The organism is Vibrio sp. Vb1127 (assembly GCF_033338735.1).
Lineage (GTDB): Bacteria > Pseudomonadota > Gammaproteobacteria > Enterobacterales > Vibrionaceae > Vibrio > Vibrio alginolyticus.
The window spans coordinates 187,820-199,712 of sequence record NZ_JAWOTF010000002.1 but is presented as its reverse complement, the minus strand read 5'-3'; the positions used below and the strand labels follow the sequence as shown (position 1 = coordinate 199,712).

Annotated in this window: 9 protein-coding genes; 7 read left to right on the top strand and 2 right to left on the bottom strand. The window is 46.0% G+C overall.

Annotated features, from left to right (window positions below):
* Window positions 1-171: 171 nt before the first annotated feature.
* The 6 genes from R7H07_RS04825 to R7H07_RS04800 all read left to right on the top strand — a co-directional run bounded on the left by R7H07_RS04825 (window position 172) and on the right by R7H07_RS04800 (window position 7,581).
* Complete coding sequence (locus R7H07_RS04825) at window positions 172-1,782, top strand: peptide ABC transporter substrate-binding protein (protein WP_206959175.1); 1,611 nt, start codon at window positions 172-174, stop codon at window positions 1,780-1,782.
* Window positions 1,783-1,926: 144 nt separating this feature from the next.
* Window positions 1,927-2,847: an oligopeptide ABC transporter permease OppB gene (oppB, locus tag R7H07_RS04820; RefSeq protein ID WP_005377838.1), complete on the top strand. Its 921-nt coding sequence runs from the start codon at window positions 1,927-1,929 to the stop codon at window positions 2,845-2,847.
* Between the two features lie 9 nt (window positions 2,848-2,856).
* A complete protein-coding gene (locus R7H07_RS04815) occupies window positions 2,857-3,789 on the top strand; it encodes an ABC transporter permease subunit (RefSeq protein ID WP_005377839.1) in 933 nt (310 codons plus the stop codon).
* A 10-nt stretch (window positions 3,790-3,799) separates the two neighbouring features.
* Complete coding sequence (locus R7H07_RS04810; protein ID WP_206959174.1) at window positions 3,800-4,783, top strand: ABC transporter ATP-binding protein; 984 nt, start codon at window positions 3,800-3,802, stop codon at window positions 4,781-4,783.
* A gap of 9 nt (window positions 4,784-4,792) precedes the next feature.
* The gene (locus tag R7H07_RS04805; RefSeq protein WP_053306923.1) at window positions 4,793-5,785 is read left to right on the top strand and encodes an ABC transporter ATP-binding protein; all 993 of its coding nucleotides are present in this window, start codon (window positions 4,793-4,795) and stop codon (window positions 5,783-5,785) included.
* A complete protein-coding gene (locus R7H07_RS04800; RefSeq protein ID WP_206959173.1) occupies window positions 5,785-7,581 on the top strand; it encodes an aminopeptidase P family protein in 1,797 nt (598 codons plus the stop codon). Before R7H07_RS04805 ends, R7H07_RS04800 begins: the two co-directional genes overlap by 1 nt.
* A 161-nt stretch (window positions 7,582-7,742) precedes the next feature.
* Here R7H07_RS04800 and R7H07_RS04795 read toward each other — a convergent pair whose 3' ends face one another.
* On the bottom strand, window positions 7,743-10,187 hold the full coding sequence (locus R7H07_RS04795; RefSeq protein WP_206959171.1) for a collagenase: 2,445 nt from the start codon (window positions 10,185-10,187) through the stop codon (window positions 7,743-7,745).
* A 302-nt stretch (window positions 10,188-10,489) separates the two neighbouring features.
* Between R7H07_RS04795 and R7H07_RS04790 the strand changes: the two genes are divergently transcribed.
* Complete coding sequence (locus R7H07_RS04790; RefSeq protein ID WP_017820898.1) at window positions 10,490-10,924, top strand: hypothetical protein; 435 nt, start codon at window positions 10,490-10,492, stop codon at window positions 10,922-10,924.
* Between the two features lie 120 nt (window positions 10,925-11,044).
* On the opposite strand, the gene R7H07_RS04785 is transcribed toward R7H07_RS04790, so the two are convergent.
* Complete coding sequence (locus R7H07_RS04785) at window positions 11,045-11,893, bottom strand: ABC transporter permease (protein ID WP_171344739.1); 849 nt, start codon at window positions 11,891-11,893, stop codon at window positions 11,045-11,047.

Here is an 11,893-nt window from a genome sequence, read left to right as displayed (position 1 = left end):
GTCATGCCAACTTGATATCAGATCTTCAAAGAAATTCCCCTAGCTCACTTTTTGAGACCAGACAGCTCAACACCTGACACCCTGTTAGAGTAATGTTAAAACTCGATTGTGTAGACAATTTATACAATATACATTTTTGGCATCTTTCAGGATGAAAAGAGTGAGACAAGGATGAAATTACCTAAGTTGCTTTTATTAGCGTCGATGATGAGCCCAATACTGGCAACATCAAGCTATGCCGCACCGTATCCCGCAGGTGTGACCCTCGCTGAGATACAAGAAATTACGCTAAACAATGGAGCTGAAGTTACTTCTATTGACCCAGCCAAGCAAGCCGCAGAGCCCGCTTTTAATCTCGGTCGAGACCTGTTTGAAGGTCTGGTCATTCAAGATAAGCAAGGTAAAACCATTCCTGGTGTTGCTGAGTCTTGGTCAGTCAATGACAACAATACGGTTTATACCTTCCACTTACGTGATGCAAAATGGTCAAATGGCGAAACGGTCACTGCACAAGATTTTGTCTACAGCTGGCAACGCTTACTGAATCCAAGCACTGCTTCACCGTACGCTTGGTTTGCGGCCATTCCAAATATCGAAAACTCGCAAGCCATTATGAAGGGCGAAGCCGAGCCTGAGTCTTTGGGCGTGAAGGCGCTGGATGAAAAAACATTCCAGGTTACACTCGAAGAGCCTATTCCCTTCTTTACGAAACTATTAAGTCATCCCGTACTTGCACCCGTTCATAAAGCGACCGTTGAAAAACATGGCAACCGTTGGACCCAGCCTGAGCATATAGTTACAAATGGTGCGTTTACTGTCTCTGAATGGAAAGTTAACGAAAAACTGGTGATGGTTAAAAATCCACATTATTGGGACACAAGCAATGTAGTGCTGGAAAAAGTCACTTGGCTACCAATTGGTGATGCAAACGTAGTGCTAAACCGCTACCTAGCTGGTGAGATAGACCAAGCGGTTTCCATTCCTGCCGCCCAGAAGAAAAAGTTAATTCAACAACGCCCACAAGAAGTGGCAAGCACCAGTGTTTCTCTTGGCTCCACATTCTATTACCTCAACACTCAACAAGGGCCAACAAAAGACGTGCGGGTTCGTAAAGCCCTCTCATATGCCATTGACCGTCAACTGTTAACGAGTGCTATTTTGAGAAACGGTGGGGTTCCAATGTATACCCTTGTGCCACCTCAAACAGATGGTTTTAAATCTCACACTCCTGAGTTCGCAACTTGGAACCGCCATAAACGTATCGAAAAAGCGCAGCAATTACTGTCAGAAGCTGGATACGATAAAAGCAATCCGCTTAAGTTAACGTTTACCGTACCAACTTTCTCGATGGACGTAAAAATGGCAACCACCATGGCAGGCATGTGGAAAAGCCGACTGGGTGCGCAAGTCACGATAAAACAGCTAGAACCGAAAGTGTTCTACGCACTTAAAGAGCCGACCGACATTACTCGCGGCGGCTGGACAGCCGACTACAATGAAGCCTCTACGTGGTTAGATATCTTTGTTTCTAATGGCGAGTACAACGATTCTCGTTATAACAACCCGCAATACGACGAGTTAATGGCTCGCTCAAAGACCATGAGCAACCCATCAGAACTGTATCTACAAGCAGAAAGCATGCTGATTGAAGACATGGCCATTATTCCTATTTATCGTCCGGGTAACGATCAATACCTCATCAAGCCTTACGTGGGCGGCTACGAACTGACAAACCCTGAGTCGTCGTACTACCGCAAGAATGTCTATGTCAAAGCCCACTAAAAGCATGTTTTCGGTCTGAGTCGGCAAGTTCAATGTTTACTTGCCGTTCCTCATATCTCTCGGTGGAGAAGGCAACCTGAGCTCAGACCATTTTTTATTCATAACCGTTCGAAGTGATTTCGGATGACCAAAGGATGATGGATCATGATTTGGTACATTGTTAAGCGATTAGCTATCGCTATCCCCACGCTTCTATTCATCGCACTCGTATCATTTTGGCTGATGCACATTGCACCAGGGGGGCCATTTGATATGGAACGGCCTATGCCAGAGGTGGTACGTGCGAATATCGAAGCAAAATTCCATTTGGACCAGCCCTTCCTTACTCAGTTTTGGATTTACATTGGTAATTTCATACAAGGAGATCTCGGTCCGAGCTTCGTTTATCAAGACTTCAGTGTTACACAGCTCGTCGCACAATCATGGCCAGTTTCAGCAGTATTAGGCGTACTCTCCTTTTGCATTTCCGTTCCACTTGGCATGTTGCTTGGCACCATTGCGGCATTGAACCGAAATAGCCGCCTAGATTACGGCCTGATGACACTTTCGATGACTGGAGTTGTGGTTCCGGCTTTCGTGCTTGCTCCAGTTTTAGTCATGATCTTCGCCATTCAGCTCGGCTGGTTCCCTGCTGGTGGTTGGGAAGGAGGAAAGCTGGCTTTTCTTGTTCTTCCCGTGCTCAGCCTGGCGATTGGCTCCATTGCGAGTATTGCACGCGTCATGCGTGGCGCAATGATTGAAACACTCAACCAACCATACATTCGAACGGCAAAGGCCAAAGGTTTGTCCACAACCTACATTTTATTCCATCATGCTTTGCGACCATCCCTTATTCCCGTCGTTGCGATGCTCGGCCCTGCGTTTGTGTCTGTTGTGACAGGCTCGGTGATTATCGACATTTTCTTTGGTACAGGTGGCATGGGACAACACTTTGTGTCTGGTGCTCTCAACCGCGACTACGGCCTAGTAATGGGCATTACTCTGATTGTCGCTTCACTCACTATCTTCTTTAACCTTGTGGTCGACTTGCTATATACGATTATCGACCCTCGTATACGCGTTTAGGAGTACGGCATGTTAACGATCAAAAAACTGGATACACAAGCTCTTCAAGATCAAGTCGTCGACAATATTGAAGCCGTCGAAGGTCGCAGTCTTTGGCAGGATGCATGGACTCGATTTCGTAAAAACAGAGCCGCGATGACATCAGTGTATGTTTTGGCGTTCATTACCTTATGCATCACCTTCGGCCCCTCTCTTGCCGCTTTTGGCCATGATGAAATTGACTGGGAAGTGCTCATCGATCCATACGAGCTAGGAAAACCTTCACTGAGCAGTGGTCATTACTTTGGTACCGATGATCTCGGGCAAGATGTTTTCGCTCGCACGATGCAAGGTGGCAGGCTCTCTATTTTGGTAGGTTTTGTTGGCGCCTTAGTCGCCGTTGTTATTGGTACGATTTGGGGAAGTATTTCCGGCTATCTTGGCGGCGTTGTCGATAGCGTAATGATGCGCATTATTGAGGTGCTCGATTCGGTGCCATTTATGTTTATGGTTATCCTGTTTGTTACCCTTTTTGGCAACAACATCTACCTGATTTTTATCGTGATCGGAATGGTATCTTGGCTGGGCATTGCCCGTGTTGTACGTGGTGTCACCTTCGGTCTAAAAAAGCGAGAGTTCATCGAAGCCGCACACTCTATTGGGGTTTCTAAATTAACAATTGTCCGACGCCATGTTCTGCCTAATGTGCTTGGGATCGTGATGGTTTATTCCTCCTTAATGGTACCAGGATTCATTATGTTCGAATCGTTTTTGAGCTTCTTAGGGCTTGGTGTTCAACCACCCGACACGAGCTGGGGAATCCTAATTTCCGAAGGCGCAAAAACGATTGACGTTGCATTGTGGATGCTGCTTTTTCCCTCTCTGTTTTTAGTTGCCACCCTCTTTTGTTTTAACTTCATCGGCGATGGCTTGCGTGATGCTCTTGACCCGAAAGACCGATAAGGACAAACCCATGCTATCTATTGAAAACATGAACGTGCGCTTCGATACGCCAGATGGGCAAGTGCAAGCGGTCAGTAATCTCTCCTACTCGATTAAAGCGGGCGAAACTCTTGGGATTGTTGGGGAATCAGGTTCGGGAAAAAGCCAGTCTGTTTTCGCATTAATGGGGTTAACCACGGATAACGGCGCCGTGTCTGGAAGCGCAATGTTCCACGGTGATGATTTACTCGCGATGTCGAAAAAGCAGCTCAACCGCATCCGTGCAGAGAAAATCGGAATGATCTTTCAAGATCCGATGACGTCACTTAATCCATTCATGAAAATTGGCAAGCAGCTTTGTGAAGTTCTCATGATTCATAAAGGAATGAGCCGAAAACAAGCAAAAATTGAATCGATTCACATGTTGGATGCGGTGCGTATTCCCTCTCCCGAAACTCGGATGAATCAATACCCTCACGAATTATCTGGCGGAATGCGTCAGCGAATCATGATAGCGATGGCGTTGTTGTGTAAGCCCGAGTTATTAATTGCAGACGAACCAACCACCGCATTAGATGTAACCGTTCAGGCTCAAATTTTGACGCTATTACGAGACTTACAACAAGAGTTCAACACCGCAATTTTACTGATCACTCACGATATGGGCGTCGTCGCCGAGATGTGTGATCGCGTATTGGTCATGTATGGTGGTCAAAAAATGGAGCAATCAGATACCGAGACATTGTTCGCTCAACCTGCGCACCCCTATACTCAAGGCCTGCTAAAGGCGATTCCTTCCATCACTGAAGATATGCCGCGTTTACCAACCATCCCAGGTAACCCACCAAGTGCGTTGATTAACCATCAAGGGTGTCCGTTTAGAGAGCGGTGCGAGCATCGAGAGACGCGTTGCCAATACGAAACCCCACGGTTTTCTCCATTAAACACGAGCCAGTCCATTGCCTGTCACGTTAACGCACCCAGTGTTATCACTCCTATTCAAATAAAAGCTTAAGGAGGCGTTATGAATAAAAAAGAAGTCCTCATGTCTGCTCGTGATTTAAACGTCCACTTTCCTGTGTCACGTCACCTTATTCCAAGTCGACGTAAAATCGTGAAAGCGGTCAATGGTATCGACTTAGATGTTTATCGAGGCGAAACACTTGGCATTGTGGGGGAATCAGGCTGCGGAAAATCAACGCTTGCACGCGCCTTACTTCGCTTAATTGAACCTACACATGGCGAGTTGACTTGGAAAGGTCAAGACATGCTCGGGTTTAGTAAGAAAGAGCTTTCCTCTCGACGTAGAGAATTTCAGATGGTGTTTCAAGACCCATCCGCTTGTTTGAATCCGAGGTTAACCATCTCAGAATGCATCGCCGAACCACTGCTCACCCATGAGCCGCAACTTAAACGGGCAGAGGTAGAAAAGCGTGTCATCGCTATGATGGATAAAGTGGGTCTCTTGGCGAGCCAGCGAAACCGCTATCCACATGAATTTTCCGGAGGTCAATGTCAGCGTGTGGGCATTGCTAGAGCGTTAATTCTCAATCCAGATTTGGTCGTGTGTGATGAACCCGTTAGTGCGCTAGATGTCTCCATACAAGCTCAGGTCATCAATCTTCTAGATGATCTTAAACAAGAAATGGGGTTAACACTGGTGATGATTGCGCACGACTTAAGCGTGGTGCGCCACATCAGCGACCGCGTTATGGTGATGTATCTTGGTAAACCTATGGAAGTAGGACGTTACGATAAAGTATTTGATGATGCACAACACCCCTACACCAAAGCACTGTTATCTGCTGTCCCGATAGCTAATCCGCAATTAGCACGTGACCGTGAAATACAACTATTGCCCGGCGACCTTCCTTCTCCACTTAACCCACCTAGCGGTTGCGTTTTTCGTACTCGATGCCCAGAAGCAACAGAAGTATGCGGGCAACAGAACCCAATAAAAACAGGCTCGGAGCAGCATCATATCTATTGCTCAAATATGACTTTAGGAACCATTTAATGAACAATACTAACTCAGTAAACCAACGCCTTACGTTATTGCGTGAGGCAATGTCCTTTCACAACGTGTCTGCATATATCGTGACCAACAATGACCCACATAACAGTGAATACTCAGCGAATCATTGGTTAGCGCGAAGCTGGATTTCAGGTTTTACCGGCTCAGCAGGCGATGTCGTCATTACCCAACAAGGTGGTGGCCTGTGGACTGATGGTCGTTACTATATCCAAGCTGAAGAACAGTTACACGGCACAGGACTTGAACTGTTTAAAGCCAAACAACCAGAAACGCCGACAGTTGCCAAATGGCTGGCTACCACGCTACCAGAAAACAGTATTATCGCGGTTGACGGGCGCGCCATCAGTTACGCTTTTTATCAAGGCCTCAAACAAGCCTTTGAAACGAAAAACATTAAGATCATTGTCGACCTGGATTTACTCACACCGATTTGGCTTGAAAGACCACCTCGCCCAAGTGCACCCGTATTCGAGCACCCCACCGCTTTTGCTGGCGTTGACACTGAAAATAAGTTAGCGAGAATCCGTTCTTGGTTAACCGAGAACCAAGTAGATAGCTTATTAGTGTCAACGCTAGATGATGTCATGTGGACAATGAATATTCGAGGTGGTGATACGAATTACTGCCCAGTTTCTGAAGCCTATCTAGTCGTAGAGCAATCACTTGCGACACTGTTTATTGATAAAGCCAAACTGCCTCAAGACGTTGAAAGAGCGCTGACCGAGCAGAGTGTACACATTCGCCATTACAACTACGTAAGTCAGTATTTGAATCAGCAATGTGAGGGATTATCGCTCGCTTTTAACCCGACCCACACAGACAGCTTATTGGTGAGTTCGATTGAAGGGAATGTGAATCTAAAACCAATGGCTTGCCCTGTAACGGCAATGAAGGCCATAAAAAATGAGACCGAACTAACCAGCCTAGAGCAGGCATTAACAGACGATGGTGTGGCAATCGTAAGGTTTATGAACTGGCTCGAAGAGCAAGTTCCAAGCGGATTCGTTACAGAATTGTCTGCTGAGGCACAACTGAACCACTATCGCCGTCAAACCCGACATTATGTGAGTGACAGTTTCCGCACTATCGCAGGCTTCGCGGCTCACGGGGCAAAAATGCATTATGCCGCCGATGAAGAAAGCAATGCGGCAGTCAATGAAAGCAACTTCTTTCTCGTCGATTCTGGTGGCCAATACCTTGGCGGGACAACAGACATCACCCGTACTTTCCACTTCGGGTCACCGACCATTAAGCAGCGCAAAGATTATACCTTGGTGCTCAAAGCGGTCATCCGACTGACTCAGACTCGATTCATGAAAGGCTCTACGGGTGCCAATCTTGATATCATGGCGCGTGGCGTCTTATGGCAACATGGTATTGATTACAAGTGCGGCACTGGACACGGCGTGGGCATTTGCTTGAATGTTCACGAAGGCCCACAAAATTTCTCGCAAAGCCACCATGAGGTTGAGCTAAAACCGGGTATGGTCATTACTAATGAACCAGGCGCTTATCGCGAAGGTGAGTACGGGGTAAGAATAGAGAACATTCTTAAAGTTGTAGAAGTAGAACAAAATGAGTTCGGCACGTTCTACGGTTTTGAGACCATCACTCTTGCTCCAATTGCGACCAACGCCCTTGATTTATCAATGCTAGATCAAGCAGAGCTAGACTGGCTCAATCATTACCATTCACGAGTCTATCAAGCACTTAGCCCTTTTCTTGATACGCAAGATAAAAACTGGCTTCAACGCACAACCCAACTTATTGAGAAATAGGATATCAGCAAGCTTTATAACGTTTTCATTTTCATCTCAAACTCCTTGTTTGCCAGCCTTCGGGCTGGTTTTTTTTATAGAGATAACGGCGTGAAAAACAAAAACGCCCCGCAATGTTAGCGAGGCGATCAATTAAATTAAAATGATGCAGTTAAAATGCCCTACTGACGACACTTCTGAGCATCAAAATCAACGACGATGGCGGCATTCTCAAAGTCACCAGAGACTTTAACGTAGCCCCAGTAGTTACTCTGATTTGACAACGTAATACACTCTCCATTACCAATATTATCTGACCACCCGTGACGATTAGTATCATCCGGCCAACCAGAGTTACTGTATTCAAGCTTTAGGTTGCCCGTACCATTCCCCGTCGTTATCGCCAGATTTGAGCTCTCATTCACCGCTGGCACGCTTAGCCAAATGGTTTGTTGATTTGCCAAGCAAACGGGCTCTCCTGCTGTTAGGCGTCCACCGCTTACTTTACTTTGCACCGCGCAGTCTTGTGGCAATGTGTCATTACCGCCCAACGTTGAGATAACAACACTATGAGTGGCGGTTGCCGTCAAGCCTTCACTGTCTGTCACACTTAGACTGACCGAATACTCCCCTTCACTCCCATATTGGTGCGTCGGCTTGGTTTGTGTACTTGTCGAGCCATCACCGAAGTCCCATAAGACGCTGACGATCTTCCCGTTTGGGTCTGTACTGTTTTCACTGCTAAATGTAATGCTTTCACCGACTTTCCCCTTGTTGTTTGCGGTTATGACTGCATTAGGTGCACCATTTGAGACAAGGGCTTGCTGCCACTGCTCAAACTCACTTTGATATAAATTCGCCCATTGGGTGATCGTTGCTTTGTAATTGCTCCAATTCCCTTGGCGTGTTTCCACCAGCATTTGGTTTACGTCATCTTTATGATTTTCAAACATAAAACGTACAGCTAAGTACCCCCAACGATAAATTCGATCGACATCAAACCCATCATAAGTAGTCTCGAAAATCTCACTTAAGGTATATGTCGAGCCGTCTAAAATCGTCTCAAGTGCTGCTTGGTTGTCATTTTCTTGAGCGACATACTCTGCAATGCCTTCACTCCACCACACTATTTTTTCAGTTGGATGACTAAACCCTCCATAGAGATCAAATCGACCATCTAAGTAATGCACGTATTCGTGCTCTAAGTTCCAGACAAAGTGATCCGCGTTCGCATAAGAGGCTTCATAAGCAATAAAGTTGGGAATATTCCCCGGCTGGGAAGGATCGCCTTCCAAGTACATACCGCCATTGTCAGTACTAATATCGAAAATTGGCCCTGCGTACTTACCATAATCGGTGCTTGAATCGAAGATATTGACTTGGAGCTGAGTATTGTGGTCATCTTTTACCGGCTGTTCACCAGTTTCTAATGACTGATGAAAGTAACCCTCTTCGTAACCCATTTTAGAACATGCGGCCGCGTGTTGCTCTTGCGTCATATTCTGGGACAATATTCGAATTGTTGGACTACAAGTATAAGTTTGCGATAGCACTAAGCCTTTTAGCTCAGTTTCGAAATTACAAATTCCGAACTCACTACAATCTGCGTAATATGAGGCAGTGTCCGCCGCCGCAAGCCAAACCGCGTCACCCCGACCATACATTTCATACTGTTCAAAGATTCGACTCAGCTGACTCTTCACAACAGAACTCGCGTTACCCGTATACTTGGTTAAACGCCCGAGCTCTCGCCCCGCATTCGCGGCCATGAACTCATCTTCAGCACCGATTGATGATGCCCTCAGAGCAAAATCGCCTAAAGCTTTGGCAAGGTCCGTTTGGTTGCCAATTATTTGCACAAATTGCTCGTTCCACTGCCCACCAAACAAAATAGTGAAAACACCGTTAACTGCATTGCGCATATACCAGTGCTGGGCGTATTGATCATTCCAACGTGTAAGCCACTGGGTCACTTGCGGTAAGTACGCGTGCTGCAAGCCCGCACTATCCATAGTGATGATGACTTCACTAAGCACTTTGCCGTGACGGTCGCTGTTCTCATAGAAGTTTGCGTTATTAACAAACGCATCCACGGATTCTTTCACCGCTGGGGTAACCCATTCAATAAATGAGATGTTGTCATTGTAAAACTCGGCGTAATAACCCGCGCGCAAGTATAAGAAAAACGTTTCGAGTTCATCGCTCCCGCCACCTGTATACCCCTTCGCCAATGTCGTAGTGCGCTTCGCAATGTTGTACATATGATCGGAGCTAAATACCGACTCCTGAATCCGACTTTCAGCAGAGAATAACTGGTTCACGCACGTCGCGCCCTGACTTAAAATTTCGCTGATCAATTGGTTACTGCTTTCGGTAACCAATGCTTCCAAATCACAAGCAGTGCTCGACTCATCAAGGCTTTCAAGTGACTGTACTCGAGTTGCCTTGGAGGGCTGAATAGGGAGAGTTGCGGTTGGTTGGTATTCAACTCGATTGGATTCAACACCGTGTGTATGAGCCGAATGTGCATGTTGCTCTGTAACTTGAGAAACTGGCTCGCTTAACGCAAATACGCCAGTGCTGGTTAATGTTGTCGCAATCGCGACACTCAAAGTCTTCAGTTCCATCTAATTTCTTCTATATTGAGTTTTCCTTAAATGCATTACGTCTTTTGCATCGCCACTGCCCTTATTACTGCAAGAGCATCTCCATATAATCTACTCGCAAGACAAGATGAAACATTTTGTTAACAACTGAACGTGACGGTGTCAGTTTTTGGTACTCGAGTTGCCGTTGCACGAGCTTGCCAGAAATCGATTTGCTTTAGTAATATTGATCAACTAGTTGTTTATCTTTCCATTCAAATATCTTTTATTGCTCCTCACAAAAGCGATAAAAAGGTTTCTTTTCTTTTTGCTAAACAACTCCTATGACCGACGCTGATATTGAGCTACAACATCTTTGGTTAGAAGTCCAAGCCGAACGCTGGCAAAACCTGCCACGCTTTTTATTCAGTTACTACTGCTACAAGCACAACCTTGTCAGTAAAACCAACAAAGTTTGTTGGGAGACGGCACGTGCAAGACTGCCCGCTTCAACATCAATAAAAGAGCGAAAAAAGGCGGTGGTTGAACCGTTAGTCCCTGAGGAAGCCGTGGTTGGGTTATTGAAAGCCATCAGCAAAGATGGGGAAATGACATTTGACGTGATGGGAACCACACTTGATACGTTTTTGCATTATGTTGTGATTAGCAAGGAAGAAAAAGCGCGACTTAAATCAAACATGCCAGCTAGTTGGTATCAGCAATCAAACAAGTCGCCTTTGGCACGTTTCGAGCAAGCTGGCATTAAGCTACCAGAGTGATATGTCAGTCATCGCTGAAGATACACAAAAAAGACAAGCGCCTACAATGAGGCGCATTTGGTCAAAAATTGAGGTGCCCCTAAACAAAAGTGCAAAGTGACCAACAAAGAAAAAGTTTGGTTACTCTTGAATGCCTCGAATGCGTACATTACGTCTACGCAAAACTTCTAATGTCACGAGCAAACACACCGACATAAAAATCAACAACGTAGCGACCGCCAATATGGTCGGACTAATTTGCTCTCGAATTCCTGACCACATCTGCCTCGGAACGGTTTTTTGTTCTGCCCCAGTCAGGAATAACGCCACCACAACCTCGTCGAACGAGGTGCCAAAAGCAAACAAGCCGCCAGATATCATCCCCGGACGAATCAGCGGAAAGGTAATGTGTCTGAAAGTATAAACAGGGTTTGCGCCTAAGCTAGCCGCCGCTTTTACCAAGCTATGGTCAAAGCCGCTTAACGTCGCAGTAACGGTAATGACGACAAAAGGCGTACCTAACGCAGCGTGTGCCAAAATGATGCCTAAATAAGTTTGTGATAAGCCAAAGCGTGTGTAGAAAAAGTACATCGCAGCAGCAGAGATAATGACTGGTACGATCATGGGTGAGATCAACAGCGCCATAATCGTATTGCGAAAAGGCAAGTTACTACTTGCTAAACCCAACGCCGCCAGAGTTCCTAGCCCTGTTGCAACGAGTGTCGCCATAAAAGCAATAAACGTGCTGTTTTTCAGCGCCAACAGCCACTGATCACTAGTAAACATTTCTTGATACCAGCGAGTAGAATACGCTGCCGAGTCAAGGTTTAACATCCCCTCGGTAAAAGTAAAGTAAGGCGTTGCATTAAACGATAACGGGATGATGGTCAGAATTGGAGCGATTAAAAAGAACAGCACCACCCCACAAAAAGCTAAGTAACCTGCGTAAGCAACTCGCTCTACTTTTGATGCATAGTTTGGTAATGCCAT

Coding starts and splice junctions, on each gene's coding strand:
- R7H07_RS04825 (WP_206959175.1), top strand. CDS start 172: ATGAAATTACCTAAGTTGCTTTTATTAGCGTCGATGATGAGCCCAATA.
- oppB (WP_005377838.1), top strand. CDS start 1,927: ATGATTTGGTACATTGTTAAGCGATTAGCTATCGCTATCCCCACGCTT.
- R7H07_RS04815 (WP_005377839.1), top strand. CDS start 2,857: ATGTTAACGATCAAAAAACTGGATACACAAGCTCTTCAAGATCAAGTC.
- R7H07_RS04810 (WP_206959174.1), top strand. CDS start 3,800: ATGCTATCTATTGAAAACATGAACGTGCGCTTCGATACGCCAGATGGG.
- R7H07_RS04805 (WP_053306923.1), top strand. CDS start 4,793: ATGAATAAAAAAGAAGTCCTCATGTCTGCTCGTGATTTAAACGTCCAC.
- R7H07_RS04800 (WP_206959173.1), top strand. CDS start 5,785: ATGAACAATACTAACTCAGTAAACCAACGCCTTACGTTATTGCGTGAG.
- R7H07_RS04795 (WP_206959171.1), bottom strand. CDS start 10,187: ATGGAACTGAAGACTTTGAGTGTCGCGATTGCGACAACATTAACCAGC.
- R7H07_RS04790 (WP_017820898.1), top strand. CDS start 10,490: ATGACCGACGCTGATATTGAGCTACAACATCTTTGGTTAGAAGTCCAA.
- R7H07_RS04785 (WP_171344739.1), bottom strand. CDS start 11,893: ATGGCATTACCAAACTATGCATCAAAAGTAGAGCGAGTTGCTTACGCA.